The organism is Niallia sp. MER 6 (assembly GCF_023714395.1).
Classification (GTDB): Bacteria; Bacillota; Bacilli; order Bacillales; family Cytobacillaceae; genus Niallia.
Window position 1 is genome coordinate 237,961 of record NZ_JAMAUK010000003.1, and the last position, 23,539, is coordinate 261,499.

A 23,539-nucleotide genomic window follows, 5' to 3' on the forward strand; every position below is an offset into this window, starting at 1 on the left:
AAGCAATGAGATGTTTATTTATGGTATGAATTGGACACACTGGAAACACCAGTGACAACCATTTTGAGAAATGGCTGTCTATAAACTTATTGTTAGAGGTGTTTTCAGATGTTAGTCTGTCCAAATTGCCAAAGCAAAGATATCGGGAAAATTGGAATCAGCCAGTATTATTGCTGGAACTGTTTTATTGAGCTGTCATTAGTAAAAGGGGTTATCCATACACATCAAGTGGAAGAGGATGGAAGCCTTAGTTCATTAGATGACTTGTTCGAGGAAGACAATCGCAGATACAGTTAAGAAATCAGGAGGCGTGTAATTCGCCTCCTTTATTTGTATAAATTACCTCCTTTTCACACAAATTATGGGTGGGAGGAGTGTAGAATGGAAATAAGAGTCAAGTGGTATTATCGCTTAGCATTTACACTATTGCTGTTTATTGTAGTTTTTATCTTTTTTAAATTATCTCCAATTTGGACTCCAATCTTGCAGCTGTTGATGAAGGTGATATTTCCTTTCGTCCTTGGTGCATTTATTACCTATTTGCTTCATCCGATTGTTGAAAAAATCCACGAAATGGGACTGCATCGCGGCCTTGCTGTGGCATTTATATATATCCTCTTTTTTGGAGGAGTCGGCTATGGACTTTATAAGTGCATTCCGATTTTCATTGAGCAGATGAGAGAGCTGACAGAAAATGCGCCAGAGCTTGCAAACCAGTACAGAAGCTGGATTGACTATATACAAGAGCGAACAAGGGCATGGCCTGATAATTTGCAGACGAAGGTTGATAAAGGGATTGAATCTTTTGAAGTTAAGCTGGATGGATTGCTGACAAAGCTTATTAAAGGTATCATGGGTTTTGTTAATTCATTCGTAATTATGATGTTAATACCGTTTATTTCTTTTTACATGTTAAAGGATATTGAAGCAGTAAAAAGAGCGGCCTTGCTTTTAACTCCTAACAAATGGCGTGAAAGCAGTGTTTTATTTTTGAAGGATGTAAATCAGTCTTTGGGCAGCTATATAAGAGGACAGCTGCTAGTTTGTTTTATCATTGGCAGTCTATCATCGATTTCCTTTTATTTTTTTGATTTAAAGTACCCGCTAGTATTAGGAATAATCATCGGAATTACCAATGTTATTCCTTACTTCGGACCCATTATAGGGGCAATTCCAGCCGTTATAATTGCAAGTACAATGTCTGTTAAAATGCTGATCATTGTTGTTATCATCATTGTAGTGCTGCAGTTTTTGGAAGGTAACATCCTTTCGCCCTTTATTGTTGGGAAAAGCTTGCATATGCATCCTCTATTTATTATGTTTGCCCTGCTCCTTGGTGGAGAGGTAGGCGGTATTGTCGGAATGGTAGTAGCAGTTCCTGTCCTTTCTATTTTGAAAGTAGCAATCATGCATTTGCACGTTCATTTTGGAAAAACCACTAATCCTTAGCATTCTTAAGTGATTCACATGTTGACAATTGCAGAGAAAAATCAGTATAATTCGAGAGAAGAACATAGTGACAAAATGATGATAGAATCAAGTAGATTATAGTCCACTTTAGGCGTATGCTAAATAGAGAGGTGTTCCCGTGGCTGAAAGGAACATAAGTGAAGGATAGTCGAAAGCTAATTCTTGAATGCAGTTAATACCTGCCGTCCATCCGCGTTAAGGAGATTTGAGAAATGGCAGTGTTTTGCCATAAATCAGGGTGGTACCACGAGCATACTTTCGTCCCTGTCCAGGGATGGGGGTTTTTTTTATGCTTTAAAATTATTACTCCTAATCAATATTTAAGGAGTCATACATAGAAGGAGGCAAACTTTTTATGAAAGTATTAACAGGGGCAGAAATTAGAAGAAAGTTCCTTGATTTTTTCCAAGAAAAAGGGCATAGTGTGGAACCTAGTGCATCATTAGTTCCTCATGAAGATCCTTCTTTGCTTTGGATCAACAGCGGTGTTGCAACATTGAAAAAATATTTCGATGGCCGTGTAATCCCGGAAAATCCGCGAATTACAAATGCACAAAAATCAATTCGCACAAATGATATTGAGAATGTCGGAAAAACCGCAAGGCACCAAACATTCTTTGAAATGCTTGGAAACTTCTCAATTGGAGATTATTTCAAAGAGGAAGCAATTGATTGGGCTTGGGAGTTTTTAACAGACGACAAGTGGATTGGTTTTGACAAAGAGAAACTATCTGTCACAGTGCATCCTGAGGATGAAGAAGCATATGCGTTATGGCGCGACAAAATAGGGATTCCTGAAAGCCGCATTATTCGTTTAGAAGGAAACTTTTGGGATATCGGGGAAGGTCCAAGTGGGCCGAATACAGAGATTTTCTATGATCGTGGTCCAGAATACGGAAATGATTTAAATGACCCAGAACTATATCCAGGCGGCGAAAATGACCGTTATTTAGAAGTATGGAATCTTGTTTTCTCTGAATTTAACCATAATCCAGATGGAACATACACACCACTTCCAAAGAAAAATATTGATACAGGGATGGGACTTGAGCGCATGGCTTCTGTTGTGCAAAATGTTCCAACCAATTTTGATACAGATCTTTTTACACCAATTATTGCGGCAACAGCACAAATTGCTGATGTGAAATATGGTGCAGATAAGGAAACAGATGAAGCATTTAAGGTAATTGCTGACCATATTCGTACAGTTGCATTCGCAGTAGGTGACGGAGCGTTGCCTTCTAATGAGGGCAGAGGATATGTTTTAAGAAGATTGCTGCGCAGAGCTGTCCGCTATGCGAAAAAGATCAATATCCACCGCCCGTTCATGTTTGAGCTAGTACCTGTTGTTGGTGAAATCATGTTTGATTACTATCCGACAGTGAAAGAGAAAGCCGACTTTATTCAAAAAGTAATGAAGAGCGAAGAAGAGCGCTTCCATGAGACATTGAATGAAGGTCTCTCCATTCTTGGGGAAGTAATGGAAAAGGCGAAGAAGTCTAACAGCTTGGTTATTTCAGGTGAAGATGTATTCCGTCTTTATGACACATATGGTTTCCCTGTAGAATTGACAGAGGAATATGCAGAAGAGCAAGGCATGAAAATTGACCATGAAGGCTTTGAGAAAGAAATGGAAAGCCAGCGTGACCGAGCTCGTAAGGCACGTCAAGAAGTGGGAAGCATGCAAGTTCAATCGAGTGTTCTTGGGGAAATCAAAGTGGAAAGTGAATTCGTTGGCTATCAATCTCTAACTGCTTCTGCTGTTGTATCTGCTTTGCTAGTAGATGGAGAGGTAGTAGAGAAAGCAGAAGAAGGCCAAGAAATCCAGTTCATTTTGGATAAGACACCATTCTATGCGGAAAGCGGCGGACAAATTGCAGACGCTGGAACCATTTCATCAGAAGCTGTTACTATTTTGGTCCAAGATGTTCAAAAAGCACCAAACGGACAAAACCTGCACCGAGGCATCGTGCAATCAGGTGTTATAACAGTTAATGACGAAGTGGAAGCTGCTGTTGACAGAAGCAACCGTTCAAAAATCGTTAAAAACCATACGGCAACACATTTGCTTCATCAAGCATTAAAGGATGTGCTTGGAACGCATGTTAACCAAGCAGGTTCTCTAGTACAAACAGACCGTTTGCGTTTTGACTTCTCTCATTTCGGACAAATTACAGCAGAAGAGCTTGAAAAAATTGAAAAAATCGTTAATGAAAAAATTTGGGAAAGTATTGCTGTTCAAATTGATTATAAAGATATCGAGGAAGCAAAAGCGATGGGAGCAATGGCTTTATTCGGCGAAAAATACGGAAAAGTTGTTCGTGTTGTTCAAGTTGGCGATTACAGCCTTGAGCTATGCGGTGGGTGTCATGTTGATAACACATCCACAATCGGTTTGTTCAAAATAATTTCAGAAGCTGGTATTGGTGCAGGTACAAGAAGGATCGAAGCTGTAACAGGACAAGCTGCTTACCAACAGTTGACAGATCAGCTTAACATCTTGAAGGATGCAGCAAGCAAGCTGAAAACAAACCCGAAAGATGTCGGCACTAGAATTGAGACAATTCAAGCAGAGCTGAAACAGCTTCAGCGTGAAAACGAGTCGCTTGCAGCAAAACTAAGCAACATTGAAGCAGGCAACCTAGTTGACCAAGTAAAAGACGTTAATGGAGTTAATGTTCTTACAGCAAGCATTAAAGGTGTGGACATGAACAACTTGCGCACAATGGCTGATGACTTGAAGCAAAAGCTTGATTCTGGAATCATTGTTCTTGGCAGCGTAAATGAAGATAAAGTAAACTTAATTGCTGCTGTTACGAAAGACTTGATGGACAAAGGTTACCATGCTGGTAAGATCATCAAAGAAGTGGCAACACGCTGCGGCGGTGGCGGCGGAGGACGTCCGGACATGGCTCAAGCTGGCGGAAAAGACCCTCAAAAATTGCAAGAAGCGCTAAACTATGTTGAGGAATATATCAAATCCATTTGATAATGTGGGCAAGTAGTGTAAAATGTAGGTATCAATTAACAGAATCTGTCTGAAAATAGGGGTGTTGTAAATGAGCTCATTCGACAAAACAATGAGATTCAATTTTCCTGAAGAACCATATGAACATGACGTAAAAGAAGTGTTGAATCAAGTATATGATGCTCTTCAAGAAAAAGGCTATAACCCAATTAATCAAATTGTCGGTTATCTACTTTCAGGAGACCCTGCATACATCCCGCGCCATATGGATGCACGAAATATTATGCGCAAACTAGAGCGTGACGAGATTATTGAAGAGCTTGTTAAGTTCTACTTAAAACAGCAGCGAGAGGATTAAAGAAATGCGAACAATGGGCTTGGATGTAGGCTCAAAAACGGTAGGGGTTTCAATTAGTGATGCTTTTGGGTGGACAGCCCAAGGCATTGAAACTGTAAAAATCGACGAAGAGAAACAAGAATTCGGATTAGACCGTTTAGGAGTATTGATTGTTGAGCATGATGTAAGTAAAATAGTGGTTGGCCTTCCAAAAAACATGAATGGCAGCATCGGCTTTCGCGGTGAAGCAAGCCAACATTTCGGCAAGCTTCTTGAAGAAAGATTCGGTCTACCAGTTGTATTTTGGGATGAGCGACTGACGACGATGGCTGCTGAAAGAGTCCTTCTTGAAGCAGATGTCAGCAGAAAAAAAAGGAAAAAAGTAATTGATAAGATGGCAGCATCTATGATATTACAAGGCTATTTAGATAGCCAGAAATGATGAGGTGAAAGTAATGGAACACGGAGAAACTAATACAATTACAGTAGTGGACGAGCAAGGAAACGAACAATTATGCGAAATTTTGTTCACATTTGAATCAGATGAATTTGGAAAATCATATGTTCTTTATTACCCAATCGGGGAAGATGACGGTGAAGACGACGAAATCGACATTCATGCATCTTCATTTATCCCGAACGAAGAAACTGGCGATGGTGAGCTATCTCCTATCGAAACAGATGAAGAGTGGGATTTAGTAGAGGAAATGCTTAACACATTCCTTGCTAACGAAGAAGAAGAATAAGAAACAGATGGGGGACAGCAATGGTGCTGTCCCTTTTTTTATGCTTGAAAACGGTCGTGGACAATGGCATAAATATGGAGGGTTTTGTTTGTGGATATTATTTCCAAACACTATTCTCCGATAGTAAAATAGACTTCATTCGCTATTTTTTTCACTTTCTTTGTTAGAATATAGTATAATTAGTCGAGATATGGTTTTATTATAGGTAATACATACCCGGTTTTAGGAGGGAAAGATAATTGTCAATAAAAGAGGGGAATAATGAAGGAAAAAATAAAAAAGAAATGTTTTTTGAGAAGATAGCGGAAAGACGAAATGAAGCAAAAACAATCAGGAGATTCGTTGGCTTAACCATTCTCGTACTTGCTGTCGTAATTGCAGCTGTGTCACTAACCAGTTATTTTTATATTAAATCAAGCTTAGAACCAGTGGACCCTGGCAGCAAAAAAGAAATCATTGTTGATATTCCAATCGGTTCAAGTGTCTCCTATATAGCTCAGACGTTAGAGGACAGCGGACTTGTTAAAAACGCGCGAGTATTTAAATACTATGTAAAGTTTAAAAACGAATCAGAGTTCATGGCAGGGGAGTATCATATGAATCCCTCGATGACTTTCCAGGAAATCATCGAAAGCTTAAAGACTGGTAGAATCATGCAGGAGCCGGTATTTACTATGACGATACCGGAGGGTAAACAGCTTGACGAGATTGCAGCTGTGATAGCTGATAAGACAAAGCAGCCTGAGAAGGAAGTTTTCAAAAGTTTAAATGATGAAAAGTTCATTCAGTCATTAATGGAAAAGTATCCGTCCATTTTGACAACAGAGGTTTGGGCTAAAGATATTAAGTATCCATTAGAAGGATATCTTTTCCCTGCTACGTATGCTTTCTACAAAAAGGACCCTAGCCTCGATGAGATTGTTTCTACCATGCTTGATAAGACGCAAAGCGTTGTGGAGAAGTACAGGCAGGATATTGAAAGAGAAGATATGACTGTTCATCAATTCTTGACTATGTCATCCTTGATTGAAGAGGAAGCAACAGAAAAGGCAGACAGAGATAAAATTGCGAGTGTGTTTTATAACCGCATAGATGAAGGAATGCCGCTGCAAACAGATCCGACGGTCCTGTATGCACAAGGCAAACATAAAGCAAGAGTCACATACAAGGATTTAGAAGTAGATTCTCCGTATAATACGTATAAAAATAAAGGGTTGACGCCAGGGCCTATCTCCAATTCAGGTACGATGTCCATGGAAGCAGCGCTTCATCCAGCTGATACCGACTTTTTATACTTCCTGGCATCCAGTGATGGAACTGTATATTTTTCGAGCACACTTGATGAGCATAACTCATTAAAGGCAAAATATATTACAAATAATTAAAACGATGTGGGGAGAGCATGATTAATTAGCTTTCCCCAGCGTTTTATGTTAAAATAGTACAAGTGTTTTTAAACAGGAACAAGTTATACGTAATTAACAAATTTGGCATACACCGCAAAGTTAGGTTCTTAATAAAAGAAGCTAACATTTTTCAGGTGGAGGGAAACAATTCCTGAAAATTTAGCCATTTAAAAAGAGACATTCAGTAACGTCTGGCAAATGTAAATAGAGGTGAATTCTGTTGCAGAATGAAGAACAAGTGCTGAAATATATCGAGAATTTAATTCCAGATAGAAGTGAAGCCTTTTTAGGTATTGAAAAGTATGCTGAGGAAAATGAAGTCCCAATTATGGAGCTTGTAGGCATTGAAACATTGCTTCAGCTGTTAAGAATGCAGCAGCCCAAAAAAATTCTCGAAATTGGGACAGCGATAGGATATTCTGCACTGCGGATGGCAGACGCTTTGCCAGAATGCAAGATTGTATCCATTGAGCGTGATGAGGACCGATATAATGTGGCCTTATCCAATGTGGAGACATTGAACAAAAGCTCACAAGTTCACTTCATTAAGGGTGATGCGTTAGAAGTGGAGAATCTTGTGCAGGAGCACGGTCCTTTTGATGCCTTATTCATAGATGCTGCAAAAAGCCAATATCGGAAGTTTTTTGATATATACTCCAAGATGCTTTCCCCTGAAGGCGTGATTTTTACGGATAATATCTTATTCCACGGGCTTGTTGTGGAGGAAAATATAGACAGCCGGAATGTAAGGCAGCTTGTCCGAAAAATTAAGGATTTTAATCAATGGCTAATGCAGCATCCAGATTACCATACAGCAATACTGCCTGTTGGTGATGGATTAGCAATTAGCAAAAAGAGGAGATAAAAAATGAAAAAACCTGAATTGCTCGTTACACCAATTACGGTTGAAGACATTATTCCACTGATCGAAAGCGGAGCAGATGCCTTTGTGATCGGTGAACAGAAATTTGGATTGCGTTTAGCAGGAGAATTTAAGCGCGATGATGTAAAAAAAGCGATTGAACTTGCCCATGGACGAAACAAGAAGGTATATGTAGCTGTCAACGGTCTTTTTCACAATGAAAAAATAGATGACCTTTATGATTATATTGCTTTCTTAAGAGATGTGAATGCGGACAGCATTATTTTTGGTGATCCGGCAGTTCTTATGGTGGCGCGTGAAGTTGCCCCAGACATGAAACTGCATTGGAACACAGAAACCACTGGAACTAACTGGTATACTTGCAATTACTGGGGGAAAAAAGGTGCTAAACGAGCGGTGCTCGCACGGGAACTGAGCATGGATGCAATCATTGAGATGAAAGAGAATGCAGAAGTCGAATTGGAAATCCAAGTTCACGGCATGACGACAATGTTCCAATCAAAGCGCACCCTTTTAGGGCATTACTTCCAACATCAGGGCAAAGAGCAAGATATGGCCGATAAACAGAAAGACAGGGATTACTTCCTCCATGATAAAGAGAGAGAGAACAAGTATCCGATCTTTGAAGACGAAAACGGCACACATATTATGAGTCCTAATGATATTTGCATTGTTGATGAATTGCAGGAATTGATAGAAGCAGGCATCGATTCTTTTAAGATAGACGGTATTTTAAAGGATTCTGCTTATATTCAAAAAGTGACGAGCATTTATCATCGAGCAATAACGATGTTTGTAAATAATCCTGATCAGTACGATGAGGAAAAGGATAATCTACTAGCAGAAATTGAACAGATACAGCCGGCAAATAGACCGTTGGACACAGGATTTTTCTTTAAAGAAACAGTGTATTAATAATTAGGAGGAGTACAGACGATGACAGCAGTGAAAACACCTATCTCTGAAATTCGAGACGGTAAAAGAATCATTGTCAAAAAGCCGGAGCTTTTGGCGCCTGCAGGCAATCTTGAAAAATTGAAGATAGCCGTTGCTTATGGAGCTGATGCGGTTTTTATCGGAGGCCAAGAATATGGACTCCGTTCTAACGCTGGAAATTTCACTTTCGAGGAAATGAAAGAGGGAGTGGAATTTGCAAAAAACTATGATGCGAAAATATATGTAACAACAAATATTTTTGCGCATAATGAAAATATCGACGGACTGGAAGAATATCTGCTTGGATTAAAAGAAGCAGGCATTCACGGCATTATTGTTGCTGATCCGCTCATTATTGAAACATGCCGCAGAGTAGCACCTGAAATAGAAGTACACTTAAGCACACAGCAGTCTCTTTCCAACTGGAAAGCTGTTCAGTACTGGAAGGAAGAGGGCTTAGAAAGAGTTGTGCTTGCCCGTGAAACCAGTGCAGAAGAAATCCAGGAAATGAAAGAAAAAGTCGATATTGAAATCGAGACATTCATTCATGGAGCAATGTGTATTGCGTATTCTGGAAGATGCACACTAAGCAATCATATGACAGCAAGGGATTCTAACAGAGGCGGATGCTGTCAATCATGCCGTTGGGATTATGATCTGTACAGACTGGAAAACACAGAAGAAAAGCCGCTTTTCTCTGAAGAGGATGCACCTTTTGCGATGAGTCCTAAAGACCTTAAGCTCATTGAATCGATTCCCCGCATGATTGAACTGGGCATTGACAGTCTGAAAATTGAAGGTCGTATGAAATCTATTCACTACGTGGCAACAGTTGTCAGCGTGTACCGTAAAGTAATTGATGCTTACTGTGCTGATCCTGATAATTTTGTTATTGACGAAGAATGGCTGAAAGAGCTGGATAAATGTGCAAACAGAGAAACAGCACCAGCATTCTTTGAAGGGCAGCCAGGGTATAAAGAGCAAATGTTTGGTAATCATAGCAAAAAGACAACTTTTGATTTTGTTGGACTTGTTCTTGATTATGACAAAGAGGAAAAGATTGTAACGCTGCAGCAGCGCAACTTCTTTAAACCAGGACAGGAAGTAGAATTCTTCGGTCCAGAAATATCTAATTTTACGACAGTTATTGATACGATATGGGATGAAAAAGGCAATGAGCTTGATGCAGCCCGCCATCCGCTGCAAATTGTTAAATTTAAAGTGGATCACCCTGTATTTCCAAATAACATGATGAGAAAGGAGCTCTAAAGCATGCAGCGCAAACCAGTTGTAATTGGTGTCGCAGGTGGCTCCGGATCAGGAAAAACAAGCGTGACCAAAGCTATTTTTGAGCATTTTCAAGGACATTCCATCCTGATGATTGAACAGGATTATTATTATAAAGATCAATCACATCTTCCATTTGAAGAAAGACTAAAAACAAATTATGATCATCCGTTGGCATTTGATACAGAATTATTAATTGAACATATCCAAACATTGCTTAAGTATGAAAAAATCGATAAACCTGTATATAATTACGCCATGCATACGAGATCAGATGAGACAATACTTGTCGAACCTCGTGATGTTATTATTGTGGAAGGCATTCTTATTTTAGAGGATGAAAGACTTCGCAATCTAATGGACATGAAGCTGTACGTGGATACAGATGCAGATTTGCGCATTATTAGAAGGCTTGTTAGGGATATTCAAGACAGAGGTAGAACAATGGACTCTGTTATTGATCAGTATGTGAGTGTTGTAAGACCGATGCATAATCAATTTATTGAGCCGACAAAACGCTATGCTGATATCATCATTCCAGAAGGCGGTCAAAATCACGTTGCTATCGACTTAATGGTAACGAAGATACAGACGATTCTTGAGCAAAAATCGTTATTATAAGCTCTGTAATTTATTTTTTCCCGAGAGAAATGATAAGGTTTTTTAAAATCTTTGATTTTACCTTTTAACCCCTTTTATATAAAGGATTAGAGGCATTATTATTTCCCTAAAATAATGCATTTTAGGGAATAATTATTCTTTTTTTGAAAGAAAATGCTTTCTTTTTTTCGGAATACGTATTAAACTCATCCTATTAGTAATTTAGCTTGAGTTTACATCATCAACTTTAATACATACCATAAACCAACAATCAAAATATATAGATTGTGCTGGATACTTTAAGGAGTGAACATTTTGGCTATCGAAAAAGAATTTCCAATGACATTGGCTGGTAAAGAGAAACTGGAACAAGAACTAGAACAATTAAAAACGGTTAAACGTAAAGAAGTCGTTGAACGTATTAAAATAGCGCGCAGCTTCGGAGACTTATCAGAGAATTCGGAATATGATTCTGCAAAAGAAGAGCAAGCGTTTGTAGAAGGACGCATCACTACAATTGAAAACATGATCCGCAATGCGAAGATCATCTCAGAAGATGAATTAGATCGTGACACTGTTTCACTAGGTAGTTCTGTTACTTTCATTGAGCTTCCTGATGGTGACGAAGAAACATACACAATTGTGGGCAGTGCAGAAGCTGATCCGTTCGAAGGTAAAATCTCCAATGATTCACCGATTGCAAAAAGCCTAATCGGCAAAAAAGTCGGCGATAAAGTAGTTGTTCAAACACCTGGTGGAGAAATGAATGTAGAAATCGTTACAATTAAATAACAATTTCACGGTAATTGTTTGAAAAAAGGACACCTCGTCAACACTCTTGATGAGGTGTTTTTTTATGTGGAGAAAGAGAGCAATATTTATCGGTGTATTTTTTATTTGTATGCTTGTTGTGCTGCTTGCAAGACTTGTGCAAATACAGCTTGTGGAAACAGAACATTTTACTAAACATAATATTAACTTAGTGGAAGCTAGTGTGAAGCAACGATCACAGGAGATGGTACTGGATAACGGCCGCGGGGGATTTTTGGACAGAAATGGGGAGTCGCTGACACAGCAAACGAAAACAGTTCTTATTCTATTTCCGTTTTTAAAAAATATGGAATGGGACAGTAGAAAAATTGCGGATATTATTGGGACAACTGAATATACTTTAACGAAAACGATAGCGGAGGCAAAAGAGCCTGTAGTCCTTGGTGGCAGCAAGCCGGTAGAGCTTTCCGCAAAACAAATGACCGATATTAATAATTTGAAAATTCCCGGTGTATTTGCCGTTAATAAAAAATTCAGGGTCCAAAATGAGTTAGCTGAACAACTGTTAGGGATTACCGGTCAAAATGAAGCAGAGCTTGAAATAAGATACCCTGACAAAAAACTGTCTTATGACACATTAATCGGGTTAACGGGACTAGAAAAAAGCTTTGATGAGTTTCTTCTCCCAGATGGAGAATCTAAGCTTGTCTATCATGTCGATGCCACAGGAGGTCCGTTGTTTGGAACGAACGTTAAATATGTGGAGCCTGGCAATCCATTTTATCCTGTAAATATTAAAACGACCATTGATAAAGAATTACAAGAAGTGGCAGAAGAGCTGGTGGACAAGCATAATATCAAAAAAGGCGGACTTGTGCTTTTAGATATAGAGACAAATTCAGTTGCCGCTATGGTATCTCGTCCTATTATTGATAAAAATCCTTATGAAACAGATGGTATTAATAATTTTATGCTTAAACAGCAGATAGTCGGTTCTGTTTTCAAAACCGTAGTGGCAGCAGCTGCGATAGATAATAAATTGAATAATGATGATGCCATTTATAACTGCAGCCAAAAAATAAATGGAGATCCAGACCCTGTTTATCAGCATGGTATGCTTAATTTCACAAACAGCTTTGCTGTCAGCTGCAATAATACTTTCGCAACAATTGCCAAAGAGTTAAAGGATATTGACAAAAATATCTTAGAAGATTACGCAAAGAAGCTGTCTTTAACAACAACGACAGGCTGGGAAGGGACTATTTTTCATTCAAGCGACTTTAAGCAAATACAAGATGAAGAAAAAGGCAGAGTGTTCCTTTCAGAGGATGCAAAAAAGGATAAGAATTATGTAGCATTGACAGGCATTGGTCAGAATGAAGTCAGGGTTACACCAATAGCTGTTGCCAACATGATGGCTACAATCGCCAGAGGCGGGGAAAAGCAGGCAGTCAGAGTGGCCTCTGAGATAGAATATAAAAATGGCAGTACATTGGTGAAATTCGATCAGAAAAAGCTAGATGGTGAAACGATTTCGCCATATACAGCACAAGAACTTCAGAAGCTCTTAAGAGAAGTTGTTGAGAACAAAGAAGGTACAGGAAGATGGTTTCAAGACTTGCCGTATGAAGTTGCCGGTAAATCCGGTACGGCAGAGACTGGCATCTATAAGGGAGAGGAACAGCTTCATAATAAGTGGTTTGCAGGCTATTTTCCATATGATAAACCCAAATATGCCTTAGTTGCAGTCAACCTTGAGGTATTCGCAGATGAAGGAGGAGTCAATTCGCTATTTGCTGATATGGTAAAGGCGGTTTATGACCATGAAGAGAGTCATGCTCAATAGAAAATACCCATTTTCCTTTTCACTATTCAAAAGTCATGATAGAATATGTACAGCCTTTGTTGGCTTAAATACAGATATTAATTAAAAGTAAATACAAATGTATGAACAATAGGGAGGAGAAACAAGTTGAGCACAGACACTAACGATAATGTTCGAAGCAGATCTGAACAGCGTTCAAAGAGGAAAAAAACGAATATTATTCTTAATGCCTTAATCATTCTTGTGATAGCATTAATTGTTTTTGTCTCTTATTCCATTTTCAGTGATGGTGATAATAAGACAGACAACCAGGAAAATAAGAAAACTGCCCAAACAGAGAGTACAAAAGACGAGCAAGCTTCCGCTCAAGCAGATAATGATGCTGCAAAAAGTACAGACGACTCTGAAAGTGATGAAGAGCAGGAAACACAAAAAGATGGAGAGGCTATTATCACCGAAGGCGGAAGTGATTCAAACGTCATTAAAACCATCGAGAATCCTTCATGGGAGCCTGTTGGAACAACGCAGTCAGGTGAACATACAGCTTCCTACTCAGCAGGTGTTGATTGGGATGAACAGTTAAAAGCTTTGGCATACGGAACAGGAATAGATGAAGGCAATATGGTTGTTTGGTTTTTAGGGAACAATAATAAAGATCAGAATAAATCAATCGGCACTGTTTCTACAAAGGATAAAAGCGAAAAATATCGCGTTTATATTGAGTGGGTGGACGGCAGCGGCTGGAAACCGACAAAAGTAGAGGAAATTAATGATTTAAATATACGTTAAATGAGTGAAACTGCTTATAATCTTATAAGCAGTTTCTTTTTTGTTATTTTTTTATTTTAAAATGAACCATAACCGTATGATAAGGTCTGCCGTTTTCTTGGAGTGTTGTTTGGTGATTGACAGAATGGACCTCAAGCAGGATTGCTTTGTTAATTTCAATTTGTTCTGTAATTTTTTTTTCGATAGTACTTAAAGAATCACCTTCAAAGAACTCTACTTTATCCTTTATAATATCTAGCTGGAAATTCATCCTTTACTTCCTTTCAATAAATAAAATAGTCTCTTTTCCTATTTTATCATATGTCATGAAACAAGGAGACATTGTCTTCAACACAATTATTGAAAAAGGCATAGGGGATGTGGTAAATTATGAACATGACTCTTGTCTAATTCATAGTATGTATATTGGAATTGTTTGCTATGAAAGGGGCATGAGAAATGGGTAAAGAATTTATGGAGATCTTTGAAAAATGGGCTGACACTTATGATGAAAGTTTAACAAAAGATATAGAATACAAAGAAGTGTTCCGAAACTACGAACAGATATTAGATGAAGTGGCAAACCGGGCTTACGGCACAGTAGTCGAATTTGGCCCAGGCACTGGGAACTTGACTTTAAAGCTTGCAGATAAAGGATTGTTTGTTACAGGTATAGAGCCTTCCAAAGCTATGCGGAAATTAGCAGAGGAGAAGCTGAATGAAAAAGCAGTGGTGAAGGATGGAGATTTTCTTAACTTCTCAACAGAGAGTGCGCCAGATGTTTTCGTGAGCACCTATGCTTTTCATCATTTAACAGATGAAGAAAAAGCAGAAGCAATTACTCTTTATAGTAATTTACTGCCTTCATCTGGTAAAATAGTTTTTGCGGATACGATGTTTCGTTCCGAAGAAGACTATGAAAAAGCAAAAGATGCCGCTGCAAAAAGTGGTTTCCATAACCTGGCTGAAGACTTAGCTCGTGAATACTATTCCACTATTCCCGTATTACAGAGGATGTTAGAGGAAGCAGGCTTTACTGCCGCATTCACCCGCTTAAATGAGTTTGTTTGGATCATGGAAGGAACAAAAGTGTAGCTTAGAAAGAGGGAAGTACATGAAAATAGCAATAATCGGTGCAATGGAAGAAGAAGTTGCCATACTCAGAGAACAAATGGACAATAAAAAAGAGCAGACAATTGCCGGATTTCAATTTATTGAAGGTAATCTTGCTGGGAAGGATGTTGTGCTGCTTCGCTCAGGCATAGGCAAAGTTAATGCTGCGATGAGCACGACTATTCTGCTGCAAACGTTCAAACCGGACTATTTAATCAATACAGGCTCTGCTGGAGGATTAAACCCTGACTTGAATGTCGGCGATGTTGTCATCTCAGACGAAGTGAGACATCATGATGTGGATGCGACTATATTTGGTTATGAATACGGTCAAGTACCGCAAATGCCTGCGAGTTTTGCAGCAGATAATGGTCTAATCCAGATAGCTGAATCAAGCGCGAAGGAAATAGGGGAGTATGCTGTTGTCAGAGGCCTTATTACAACAGGTGATTCCTTTATTAATGATCCGGAAAGGGCAGCCTTCATCAAGACGAAATTCACTGGATTACAGGCTGTAGAAATGGAAGCAGCTGCAATAGCTCAAGTTGCCTATCAGCATGAAATTCCATTTGTTATCATTCGTTCTCTATCGGATATAGCTGGAAAAGAATCACATCTTTCCTTTGATCAATACTTAGAAAAGGCAGCAGTCCATTCGGCGAACTTAGTAGTGGGAATCGTTCAAAAAATGAACTGATTATAGCGGGAAGTCCTAATAATAGGAACTTCCCCGATTCTAGCATTTAATTCTGACTATTCAAATGGGAATAGCTGTGATAAGCGATAATCGGTATAAATTGCAAACAGAGTTAGAAGCAAAACAGGCAATGATATATAGAAGGAGGGAAATGATCATGAGAGTTTACAACAATGTGCATCAGCTTATTGGCAATACACCAATGGTTGAGATTACCCATTTTCCTTTGCCTAATGAAGTTCGTATATTTGCAAAGCTTGAGTATTATAATCCAGGAGGAAGTATTAAAGACAGACTGGGAATCAAGTTGATCCAAGATGCTTTTGAGACAGGGAAGCTGAAGAAAGGCGGAACGGTTATTGAACCGACTGCAGGGAATACAGGAATCGGCTTGGCTCTTGCAGCATTAAATCAAGATGTGAAAGTAATCGTCTGTGTGCCAGAAAAATTCAGCGTGGAAAAACAGCAAGTTATGAAGGCATTAGGAGCAGAAATTGTCCATACCCCAACAGCAAAAGGAATGGCTGGTGCGATTGAAAAGGCGAAAGAGCTGCAAAAAAGCATTCCCGATTCCTTTATTCCAGGCCAATTCGAAAACGAAGCAAACCCAGACACCTATTACAAGACACTTGGACCGGAGATTTGGGAACAGCTCGAAGGCAATATTGACGTTTTTATTGCAGGTGCAGGTACGGGCGGGACATTTATGGGTACCGCCCGATATTTGAAAGAACAAAAACATTCAATAAAAACGGTTATTGTCGAGCCAGAAGGATCGATCCTAAATGGCGGAAAGTCTGGCCCTCATAAAACAGAAGGGATTGGGATGGAGTTTCTGCCACCTTATATGGACCCAGCTTACTTCGATAAAATTTATACAGTCAGTGATAGCGATGCCTTTTTAAAGGTGAATGAGGCAGCGCTTAAGGAAGGCCTGCTTGTGGGAAGCTCCTCAGGGGCAGCCCTATATGCCGCCTTGGCAGAAGCGAAACTAGCTGCACCAGGCACCAATATAGTTGTAATCCTACCGGACAGCAGCGACCGCTATATAAGTAAAAAGATTTTTGAAGGAGGAATTTAAATGAAACGCAAAACGATGCTCATTCACGGAGGAATACCAGGAGATCCGCATACAGGTGCTGTCAATGTTCCAATTTATCAAGTCAGCACTTATAAGCAAGAAGGAGTAGGCAATCATAAAGGGTTTGAATATTCACGAACAGGCAATCCTACCCGCCACGCCTTGGAGGAGCTTATAAAGGATTTAGAGCACGGAACTAGGGGATTTGCATTTAGCTCCGGAATGGCAGCTATTACGGCGGTTATAATGCTGTTTAAACAAGGCGATCATATTTTAATAACAGATGATGTTTATGGTGGCACATTTCGGGTAATAACAAAGGTGCTTAATAAATTTGGAATAGAAGCTACCTTTATTGATACGAGCGATATCGACAATATAAAAGAAGCAGTAAAAGAAAATACCGTGGCACTTTATATCGAAACACCGACAAATCCGTTGCTGAAAATCACTGATATTCAAGCAGCTTCCTTTGCAGCGAAGGAGCTTGGATTAGTAACGATTGTTGATAATACCTTCTCCACACCATATTGGCAAACACCATTAACACTCGGTGCAGATATCGTCTTACACAGTGCTACAAAGTACTTAGGCGGCCATAGCGATGTTGTCTCAGGTCTTGTTGCAGTTAAGAATGAGAAACTAGGAGAAGATTTGCATTTTATTCAGAATTCCACTGGAGGAGTGCTTGGACCGCATGATTCATGGCTGTTAATCCGCGGAATGAAAACGTTAGGTATTCGAATGGAGGAACATGAAAAAAGCGCCAGCGAAATCGTCGCATTCCTTGAAAAGCATCCTGCTGTATCTAAAGTGTACTATCCAGGACTGGAAACACACCCAAATCATGAAATCAGTAAAAAACAAGCGTCAGGTTTTGGCGGAATGATCAGCTTTGATGTTGGCAGTGCAGAAAATGCCGATAAGCTTCTTAGCAAAGTAAAGTATTTTACTTTAGCAGAAAGTCTTGGGGCAGTGGAAAGTCTAATATCTGTACCAGCAAAAATGACGCATGCATCTATTCCAGCAGAAAGAAGAGCAGAACTTGGCATTACCGATGGACTTGTCCGTATTTCAGTAGGTTTAGAAGACGTAGAGGACTTGTTAGAGGATTTAGAACAAGGCTTAAAATAAGAAGAAAACTGCCTTTTATAAAAGGCAGTTTTTTTCTTGTTATTATTTTCCTAACATGCTATCAATTGCTAAAGAAAAGACGACCATGCTTATGGTACAGTAGAGTTATAGAAAAGTAGAAAGCAGGGATAAAAATGGAGAAAACGTTGAAGGACTTGTCGGGGAAATTGGCAGACTACAAACGATTTGCCATTGTTTTGCTAGCTGTTGGAGTCTTTTTTTATTTAGGGGTTATCGTTCCGGCTGTTCATGAAGTGAAATGGCATGATGAAGCGATGGCAATTACTTCAGTTTTAACATTAGGTACATCTATTTTCTTTTTCGCTAAAGTAAAGAAATACAAAAAAATGATCAGTGATATGACAGATAACGATATGTAATAAAATATATATGCTACAAAGAGGATGAGAAAATCATGCTCTTTTTTTTATGCCCTTTAAATACAAGCATTAAACCTATTATTCAAAAACTTTAATATAAAAAACCCATATCTGGAAAAAGGGGTTTACAAAACTGGAAATCGAGGATATAATTGCCAATGTAAAAACTATTTCAAAAGGAGGTTGAATGATATGCAAAACGTATTTATCGGAGCAGCAGGCAAAATGACAACTCAATATGTTTATGCACGAATTCAACCAGTGATAATTTGGAATAGCTAATTCATTATAATAGCCTATCCAACCGCAGGTGAATTCTGTCCCTGCGGTTTTTTATATGCCTTTTTTTAAAACGTGCCGCAGGAGCCTAGATTAACTGCGGTTTTTTTGCGCCTTTTTAATTAAAAATTAACATTTTAGTTAAATAATGGTAATGGCAACGTAGAGGGGGTGAGCAAATGACACTGAATATTCTATTTATGTCGATAACGATTAAAAAAAATCAAAAATCGCATGAGCAACATATGCATGATTTGCTAATGGAGCAATTAATAGAAGAAAACAACCAAAAGCAATTGCTGCTAGGTGATTTTCCCAGAAATATGTTTTAAGTAAGAAAAGTACGACTAAGAAGGAGGTGGTATAAATGACACTGAATCTATTGTTTTTTACCATCATTATTCGCAAGCGGAAAGTAAGTACAGAGGAACATTTGCATCAAGCAAGAATTGAAAAGTTAATGGAAGAGCAGAAAGACAAACATATGTCACATCATCGATATTTATAATGTTTAATAATAGAAAAGAGAAAGGGTGAACAATATGATTATCATTTTGCAAAGGCGTCAATCAATCCTGTGGGTGGAGAAGGACTCCACCTAACGAAACTTAAAAGGAGAAGGCTATATGCATATATTTATTTTGTTGCTTTCGGCAGAATTTAAGTGGTGGTTAGAAAGAATCGGCAAGAAATCTCAATGAAAAAAGCTCATGCATCATAGTGATGCATGAGCTTCTAATTATCTCACTTTGTACCTGTATTCGAGAAGATGCTGGAGGTCGTCTCTTTGCTCGAGCAATTTCTCTCCTATGTTTGTTTCCATAACTCGTTTTCGCTTCAGCTCTCGGTCTACAACTCTTTTGACAGAAAGGACGTCTGTTCCTGTCTGGAGAACATCTTCTTTGCTAATAAAACGTTTATGTGCCACTAGCTGCATGCCATATGAGTTGTAAAGAAGGGTGTAGCCTGCTATCCCTGTTTTAGATTGATATGCTTTGGAAAAGCCGCCGTCAATTACAATCATCCTTCCATTAGCCTTAATCGGATTTTCTCCGTTTATTTCTTCAACAGGCGTATGCCCGTTGATAATATGGCCGTGATCAGGATTCATGTTGAATTCCTCAAGGATTCTTCTGCAAGTTGCTTCTTCTTCCCTTAACTGATAGTAAGGATTTTTCTGCTCTTTATGTATCGCTTTTTCCTTGATGAAATAGCGCTCAAAGGTAGTCATGTCTTTCTTTCCAAACAGCGAGGAATTTTCGCCTGTCCATAAATACCAAATCATATCTGTTGCCAGGTCATCCGTTATTTCAGGATGAGAGAAACTTTCGCGCAAGTATTTCTCAAACACATCAAGCAGCTTTTTGCCGCTGTACTCTTTGCCGTTTAGCTCCATTGTTTTCATACTGCCATCTTGATTTAACGGAATACAGCCATGGATCAGTAAGTTGCCGTTGTATTTTAAATAAAGGCTGCCTTTTTTCATTAAGAAAGTCATATGTCTTGCAAGCTTCTCAGAATGTTGAATCGAAAAAAGCAGCTTTTCTAAAACTTGTTCTTCTTCAGGCAAAAGCTTTGCCGGATCAGATGGATCAATGGTTGAAAAACAAGTGTTTTCAAGTTGATAGGTATTACCATGCAAAACAATCGTATTTGATTTGAAATCGATTTTATCTAAAAGGAGACGGTGCTCCATCTTAAAATCTGGTCGTCTTTTAATAATCGGCTGCTCTAATTTAAATTGTATCATGCTGATAGCCTGGTGGATTTTAGTGATTTGCAGGATATTCTCTTCGCCAATTTCTTCCCTTTTAGCATTCAGCTTCGGACGGAAGGCTTGGTTATCTTCATAATATTTCTCTGCAAGATTTAACAATGGTCTTAAATTAATGCCATAAGCATCTTCAATAATATCAAGGTTGTCATAGCGTGCACATATGCGGATAATATTGGCAAGGCATACTTTAGAGCCGGCAAATGCACCAATCCATAAAACATCATGATTTCCCCACTGAATGTCAACAGAATGATAGTCCATTAAGGTTTCCATAATTTTATCAGGATGAGGGCCTCTGTCGTATATATCGCCAACTACATGCAAATGGTCCACTACCAGTCTTTGAATCGTATATGCTAACCCTGTAATAAGCTTGCTTGCTTGACCAAGGGAGATGATTCTTTGGAGGATTTTTGAGTAGTATTCTTTTTTATTGTCGAGTTCGTCTTTTTTATACAGCAGCTCTTCAATAATATACACGAATTGCTTCGGCAGCTCCTTGCGAACCTTAGAACGAGTATATTTGGAAGAAGCATAGGAAACTAGGCGAACCATCTTTTCAATCGTTTCCACATACCATTCGTACAATAATTGGTCTGACTCGAATGAGTTGATAACAAGCTGGAGCTTTTCCTCAGGATAGTAAACAAGTGTAGCAAACTCGTCCATCTCTTTTTTGGAAAGCTCTTCATGAAACAATTCTTTAATCTTTTCCTTTACATTTCCAGAGCCGTTTCTCAAGACGTGCTGGAACGCATGGAATTCCCCATGCAGGTCACTGACAAAATGCTCAGTCCCTTTTGGCAGGTTTAAAATGGCATCCAAATTTATTATTTCTGTCACTACTTTTTCTTCACTATCGTATTTTTCTGTTAGCAGGTCTAAATATTTTGTATCCATCTGCACCTCTCCTATCGAAAAGTTGTCCAATTATTGTTAAAAAAACGCATAAGCCCATTTTATTCCTATTTTCCAGCCAAGGAAAGAAAAATCCTCTTTTAATTTACCTTATTTCTAAAAATATAATTCCGCTTTAATGACTGCTTATACTTTTTTAGGATGTCCTTTATACCCTGCGGCAGATTATCGTAAACATAATTAATGGATATTTTCCTATTAATATTCGAGCGAGGACATGCAAGACATCCTCGACCTTTACATAGTAATGGAGTATAGGCAAAAGTGGAGGTGGAAATATGTCTGGGATAATTTATTCACTCGGGCTTTTAGTAAAAGAACTGTTATTTCTTGTGTCCTATGTAAAAAATAACGCCTTTCCCCAGCCGTTGTCTGCATCAGATGAAAAGAAGTACTTAAGACTGATGGCAGAGGGAGATTCACATGCACGGAATATGTTGATAGAACATAATTTGCGGCTTGTTGCACATATTGTGAAGAAGTTTGAAAACACAGGCGAGGATTCGGAAGACTTAATCTCTATCGGAACAATTGGGTTGATAAAGGGAATAGAAAGCTTTTCGGAAGGGAAAGGAACGAAGCTTGCCACATATGCAGCAAGATGTATTGAGAACGAAATACTTATGCATTTAAGAGCACTGAAAAAAACAAAAAAAGATGTATCCTTGCATGATCCGATTGGTCAGGATAAGGAAGGAAATGAAATCAGCTTAATCGATGTATTAAAGTCGGAATCCGAAGATGTAGTAAATACGATTCAATTGAATATGGAGCTGGAAAAGGTGAAAGAGTATATCGATGTGTTGGATGAACGGGAAAAAGAAGTTATTGTCGGCAGATTCGGGCTAGACTTAAAAAAGGAAAAAACCCAAAGGGAAATTGCTAAAGAGCTTGGTATTTCAAGAAGCTATGTTTCCCGTATTGAAAAAAGAGCGCTAATGAAGATGTTCCATGAATTTTACAGGGCGGAAAAGGAAAAACGGAGAAAGGGGCAGGATTAGCCTCTAAACAAAGGGCTGTCTTTCGTGCAGCCCTCTTTTTTTGTCACAACGAAACTTCTATTGCTTGTATCTTAAATATTCCCGATTAGAAGTAGGAACATTTTTAACAACTTCACCCTCACGATTCTTATAAATCTCGTATTCTCTGTATGTTTCTACAACAAATCCATCCTCTACCTGCGTATCTTCTAATTTATATTCTAATTCTGGCGCTCCATACACCTCCGAAGACGTGCTTGCCGGTTCACTTTCCGTTGTCTCACCATAAAAATAAACATAATCCTCATTAATCTTCGCAGTAGGTGTCTCCACATATGCAATAAAGGCAAGCAGAACAATTACAACGATTGCTGCAAGGCGTTTCTTCATTTTCTCTCCTCCTTCCTTACATATTTATGCATGTCCTTCCTACATATTCTTACTATGTGGCAGGAATGGTAGGATAGTTTGATGAAAAGGAAAATATTATCATTTATTGGTTCGTAAACACATATTCTTTAAAAAGTACATGCCCTACACTTCAGCTGATTTTCCCTCCTGAAAAAAATTCGCAATTTGTAAATAAAATATAATAATAGTAATGTTTTTGAAATATAAATAAGCGTATAAGCGGATATGTAAGAACTACCCAGTAGGAGGATGAAGACTAAATGCTATTGAAACAGCTGCTTTTTTTATCCGTGTTAATTACTGCCATCATCTCGCCTTTACAGGAGGCGAAAGACGTGAAGGCAGGCATTGAGGATACATGTGAACACAGTGATAATGAGTGGAAAGCAACACTGAAAAACCTTCATAATAAAGCTGATATAGAGGCGTTGCAGTTAGGGGATTACAAGTCAATGACAGACGCTATGAATGGAAATGAAGTGTGGCGTTTTGATTTGTGTACAGTCAACCATTACAGCTATCCAGCCGAAATGGATGCTGTCGATATAAATGGTCTTACGGAAGATTCAGTTGAAAGAATTATTTTTATAAGCTTCTCAGAGAGTAACATCATTAGAAAATCAATGTACTACAAAGCGGATGACGGAAGTATTAGGGAAACCGTTCTGTTTAGTGACAGGATGGAAAAGGATCTTGTTTTAATTACAAATTAGTCATACGTACAAGCAATGATGCACCGCCTTTCTATAATAATAGTAAGGTGGTGAATTAT

At 38.7% G+C, this 23,539-nt stretch carries 26 protein-coding genes; 23 read left to right on the forward strand and 3 right to left on the reverse strand.

Annotated features, from left to right (window positions below; translation table 11 throughout):
* Positions 1 to 108: 108 nt before the first annotated feature.
* From M3600_RS05805 to M3600_RS05870, 14 genes are all read left to right on the forward strand, one after another.
* Positions 109 to 297 (forward strand): hypothetical protein, encoded by a 189-nt coding sequence (locus M3600_RS05805; RefSeq protein WP_233313056.1) that lies wholly within the window; start codon positions 109 to 111, stop codon positions 295 to 297.
* Between the two features lie 84 nt (positions 298 to 381).
* Positions 382 to 1,449: an AI-2E family transporter gene (locus M3600_RS05810; RefSeq protein ID WP_233313057.1), complete on the forward strand. Its 1,068-nt coding sequence runs from the start codon at positions 382 to 384 to the stop codon at positions 1,447 to 1,449.
* Between the two features lie 376 nt (positions 1,450 to 1,825).
* Positions 1,826 to 4,459, forward strand: coding sequence for an alanine--tRNA ligase (alaS, locus tag M3600_RS05815; protein WP_233313058.1), 2,634 nt, complete (start codon positions 1,826 to 1,828; stop codon positions 4,457 to 4,459).
* 70 nt (positions 4,460 to 4,529) lie between these two features.
* Complete coding sequence (locus tag M3600_RS05820) at positions 4,530 to 4,796, forward strand: IreB family regulatory phosphoprotein (protein ID WP_127737353.1); 267 nt, start codon at positions 4,530 to 4,532, stop codon at positions 4,794 to 4,796.
* 4 nt (positions 4,797 to 4,800) lie between these two features.
* Positions 4,801 to 5,217: a Holliday junction resolvase RuvX gene (ruvX, locus tag M3600_RS05825; RefSeq protein WP_233313059.1), complete on the forward strand. Its 417-nt coding sequence runs from the start codon at positions 4,801 to 4,803 to the stop codon at positions 5,215 to 5,217.
* Between the two features lie 13 nt (positions 5,218 to 5,230).
* Positions 5,231 to 5,521, forward strand: coding sequence for a DUF1292 domain-containing protein (locus M3600_RS05830; protein WP_233313060.1), 291 nt, complete (start codon positions 5,231 to 5,233; stop codon positions 5,519 to 5,521).
* A 284-nt stretch (positions 5,522 to 5,805) separates the two neighbouring features.
* Positions 5,806 to 6,906 (forward strand): endolytic transglycosylase MltG, encoded by a 1,101-nt coding sequence (gene mltG / locus M3600_RS05835; RefSeq protein WP_233314699.1) that lies wholly within the window; start codon positions 5,806 to 5,808, stop codon positions 6,904 to 6,906.
* Between the two features lie 241 nt (positions 6,907 to 7,147).
* Complete coding sequence (locus M3600_RS05840; RefSeq protein ID WP_233313061.1) at positions 7,148 to 7,792, forward strand: O-methyltransferase; 645 nt, start codon at positions 7,148 to 7,150, stop codon at positions 7,790 to 7,792.
* Between the two features lie 3 nt (positions 7,793 to 7,795).
* The gene (locus M3600_RS05845; protein WP_233313062.1) at positions 7,796 to 8,725 is read left to right on the forward strand and encodes a peptidase U32 family protein; all 930 of its coding nucleotides are present in this window, start codon (positions 7,796 to 7,798) and stop codon (positions 8,723 to 8,725) included.
* A gap of 21 nt (positions 8,726 to 8,746) precedes the next feature.
* Positions 8,747 to 10,015 carry a peptidase U32 family protein gene (locus tag M3600_RS05850; protein WP_233313063.1) on the forward strand — a complete coding sequence of 423 codons (1,269 nt, stop codon included), beginning with the start codon at positions 8,747 to 8,749 and terminating at the stop codon, positions 10,013 to 10,015.
* 3 nt (positions 10,016 to 10,018) lie between these two features.
* On the forward strand, positions 10,019 to 10,654 hold the full coding sequence (gene udk / locus M3600_RS05855; protein ID WP_233313064.1) for a uridine kinase: 636 nt from the start codon (positions 10,019 to 10,021) through the stop codon (positions 10,652 to 10,654).
* Positions 10,655 to 10,948: 294 nt separating this feature from the next.
* Positions 10,949 to 11,425 carry a transcription elongation factor GreA gene (gene greA / locus M3600_RS05860; RefSeq protein ID WP_233313065.1) on the forward strand — a complete coding sequence of 159 codons (477 nt, stop codon included), beginning with the start codon at positions 10,949 to 10,951 and terminating at the stop codon, positions 11,423 to 11,425.
* Between the two features lie 64 nt (positions 11,426 to 11,489).
* A complete protein-coding gene (locus tag M3600_RS05865; protein ID WP_251644902.1) occupies positions 11,490 to 13,250 on the forward strand; it encodes a peptidoglycan D,D-transpeptidase FtsI family protein in 1,761 nt (586 codons plus the stop codon).
* 126 nt (positions 13,251 to 13,376) lie between these two features.
* A complete protein-coding gene (locus M3600_RS05870) occupies positions 13,377 to 14,018 on the forward strand; it encodes a YrrS family protein (protein ID WP_233313067.1) in 642 nt (213 codons plus the stop codon).
* A gap of 43 nt (positions 14,019 to 14,061) precedes the next feature.
* On the opposite strand, the gene M3600_RS05875 is transcribed toward M3600_RS05870, so the two are convergent.
* Positions 14,062 to 14,268: a DUF2536 family protein gene (locus M3600_RS05875; protein ID WP_233313068.1), complete on the reverse strand. Its 207-nt coding sequence runs from the start codon at positions 14,266 to 14,268 to the stop codon at positions 14,062 to 14,064.
* A 188-nt stretch (positions 14,269 to 14,456) separates the two neighbouring features.
* On the opposite strand from M3600_RS05875, the gene M3600_RS05880 reads away from it, so the two are divergent.
* From M3600_RS05880 to M3600_RS05910, 7 genes are all read left to right on the forward strand, one after another.
* Positions 14,457 to 15,092: a class I SAM-dependent DNA methyltransferase gene (locus tag M3600_RS05880; RefSeq protein ID WP_233313069.1), complete on the forward strand. Its 636-nt coding sequence runs from the start codon at positions 14,457 to 14,459 to the stop codon at positions 15,090 to 15,092.
* Positions 15,093 to 15,111: 19 nt separating this feature from the next.
* Complete coding sequence (gene mtnN, locus M3600_RS05885; protein ID WP_233313070.1) at positions 15,112 to 15,807, forward strand: 5'-methylthioadenosine/S-adenosylhomocysteine nucleosidase; 696 nt, start codon at positions 15,112 to 15,114, stop codon at positions 15,805 to 15,807.
* A gap of 157 nt (positions 15,808 to 15,964) precedes the next feature.
* Positions 15,965 to 16,888 (forward strand): PLP-dependent cysteine synthase family protein, encoded by a 924-nt coding sequence (locus tag M3600_RS05890; protein ID WP_233313071.1) that lies wholly within the window; start codon positions 15,965 to 15,967, stop codon positions 16,886 to 16,888.
* Positions 16,889 to 18,022, forward strand: coding sequence for a bifunctional cystathionine gamma-lyase/homocysteine desulfhydrase (locus M3600_RS05895; protein ID WP_237941732.1), 1,134 nt, complete (start codon positions 16,889 to 16,891; stop codon positions 18,020 to 18,022).
* A gap of 134 nt (positions 18,023 to 18,156) precedes the next feature.
* Complete coding sequence (locus M3600_RS05900; RefSeq protein ID WP_233313073.1) at positions 18,157 to 18,402, forward strand: YrhC family protein; 246 nt, start codon at positions 18,157 to 18,159, stop codon at positions 18,400 to 18,402.
* A 458-nt stretch (positions 18,403 to 18,860) separates the two neighbouring features.
* Positions 18,861 to 19,013 (forward strand): YrzI family small protein, encoded by a 153-nt coding sequence (locus tag M3600_RS05905; RefSeq protein WP_233313074.1) that lies wholly within the window; start codon positions 18,861 to 18,863, stop codon positions 19,011 to 19,013.
* A gap of 35 nt (positions 19,014 to 19,048) precedes the next feature.
* Positions 19,049 to 19,189: a YrzI family small protein gene (locus tag M3600_RS05910; RefSeq protein WP_251644903.1), complete on the forward strand. Its 141-nt coding sequence runs from the start codon at positions 19,049 to 19,051 to the stop codon at positions 19,187 to 19,189.
* Between the two features lie 231 nt (positions 19,190 to 19,420).
* Here the strand turns inward: M3600_RS05910 and M3600_RS05915 are convergent, their stop codons facing one another.
* The gene (locus M3600_RS05915) at positions 19,421 to 21,358 is read right to left on the reverse strand and encodes a fructose-1,6-bisphosphatase (protein ID WP_237941731.1); all 1,938 of its coding nucleotides are present in this window, start codon (positions 21,356 to 21,358) and stop codon (positions 19,421 to 19,423) included.
* A 296-nt stretch (positions 21,359 to 21,654) separates the two neighbouring features.
* Here M3600_RS05915 and sigK point away from each other — a divergent pair, with 296 nt between their 5' ends.
* Positions 21,655 to 22,377 (forward strand): RNA polymerase sporulation sigma factor SigK, encoded by a 723-nt coding sequence (gene sigK, locus M3600_RS05920; RefSeq protein WP_233313077.1) that lies wholly within the window; start codon positions 21,655 to 21,657, stop codon positions 22,375 to 22,377.
* 57 nt (positions 22,378 to 22,434) lie between these two features.
* Here the strand turns inward: sigK and M3600_RS05925 are convergent, their stop codons facing one another.
* A complete protein-coding gene (locus M3600_RS05925) occupies positions 22,435 to 22,746 on the reverse strand; it encodes a hypothetical protein (RefSeq protein ID WP_233313078.1) in 312 nt (103 codons plus the stop codon).
* Between the two features lie 281 nt (positions 22,747 to 23,027).
* Here M3600_RS05925 and M3600_RS05930 point away from each other — a divergent pair, with 281 nt between their 5' ends.
* Positions 23,028 to 23,480 carry a hypothetical protein gene (locus M3600_RS05930; RefSeq protein WP_237941730.1) on the forward strand — a complete coding sequence of 151 codons (453 nt, stop codon included), beginning with the start codon at positions 23,028 to 23,030 and terminating at the stop codon, positions 23,478 to 23,480.
* Positions 23,481 to 23,539: the final 59 nt, after the last annotated feature.

Coding starts and splice junctions, on each gene's coding strand:
- M3600_RS05805 (WP_233313056.1), top strand. CDS start 109: ATGTTAGTCTGTCCAAATTGCCAAAGCAAAGATATCGGGAAAATTGGA.
- M3600_RS05810 (WP_233313057.1), top strand. CDS start 382: ATGGAAATAAGAGTCAAGTGGTATTATCGCTTAGCATTTACACTATTG.
- alaS (WP_233313058.1), top strand. CDS start 1,826: ATGAAAGTATTAACAGGGGCAGAAATTAGAAGAAAGTTCCTTGATTTT.
- M3600_RS05820 (WP_127737353.1), top strand. CDS start 4,530: ATGAGCTCATTCGACAAAACAATGAGATTCAATTTTCCTGAAGAACCA.
- ruvX (WP_233313059.1), top strand. CDS start 4,801: ATGCGAACAATGGGCTTGGATGTAGGCTCAAAAACGGTAGGGGTTTCA.
- M3600_RS05830 (WP_233313060.1), top strand. CDS start 5,231: ATGGAACACGGAGAAACTAATACAATTACAGTAGTGGACGAGCAAGGA.
- mltG (WP_233314699.1), top strand. CDS start 5,806: ATGTTTTTTGAGAAGATAGCGGAAAGACGAAATGAAGCAAAAACAATC.
- M3600_RS05845 (WP_233313062.1), top strand. CDS start 7,796: ATGAAAAAACCTGAATTGCTCGTTACACCAATTACGGTTGAAGACATT.
- M3600_RS05850 (WP_233313063.1), top strand. CDS start 8,747: ATGACAGCAGTGAAAACACCTATCTCTGAAATTCGAGACGGTAAAAGA.
- udk (WP_233313064.1), top strand. CDS start 10,019: ATGCAGCGCAAACCAGTTGTAATTGGTGTCGCAGGTGGCTCCGGATCA.
- M3600_RS05865 (WP_251644902.1), top strand. CDS start 11,490: ATGTGGAGAAAGAGAGCAATATTTATCGGTGTATTTTTTATTTGTATG.
- M3600_RS05875 (WP_233313068.1), bottom strand. CDS start 14,268: ATGAATTTCCAGCTAGATATTATAAAGGATAAAGTAGAGTTCTTTGAA.
- M3600_RS05880 (WP_233313069.1), top strand. CDS start 14,457: ATGGGTAAAGAATTTATGGAGATCTTTGAAAAATGGGCTGACACTTAT.
- mtnN (WP_233313070.1), top strand. CDS start 15,112: ATGAAAATAGCAATAATCGGTGCAATGGAAGAAGAAGTTGCCATACTC.
- M3600_RS05890 (WP_233313071.1), top strand. CDS start 15,965: ATGAGAGTTTACAACAATGTGCATCAGCTTATTGGCAATACACCAATG.
- M3600_RS05895 (WP_237941732.1), top strand. CDS start 16,889: ATGAAACGCAAAACGATGCTCATTCACGGAGGAATACCAGGAGATCCG.
- M3600_RS05900 (WP_233313073.1), top strand. CDS start 18,157: ATGGAGAAAACGTTGAAGGACTTGTCGGGGAAATTGGCAGACTACAAA.
- M3600_RS05905 (WP_233313074.1), top strand. CDS start 18,861: ATGACACTGAATATTCTATTTATGTCGATAACGATTAAAAAAAATCAA.
- M3600_RS05910 (WP_251644903.1), top strand. CDS start 19,049: ATGACACTGAATCTATTGTTTTTTACCATCATTATTCGCAAGCGGAAA.
- M3600_RS05915 (WP_237941731.1), bottom strand. CDS start 21,358: ATGGATACAAAATATTTAGACCTGCTAACAGAAAAATACGATAGTGAA.
- sigK (WP_233313077.1), top strand. CDS start 21,655: ATGTCTGGGATAATTTATTCACTCGGGCTTTTAGTAAAAGAACTGTTA.
- M3600_RS05925 (WP_233313078.1), bottom strand. CDS start 22,746: ATGAAGAAACGCCTTGCAGCAATCGTTGTAATTGTTCTGCTTGCCTTT.
- M3600_RS05930 (WP_237941730.1), top strand. CDS start 23,028: ATGCTATTGAAACAGCTGCTTTTTTTATCCGTGTTAATTACTGCCATC.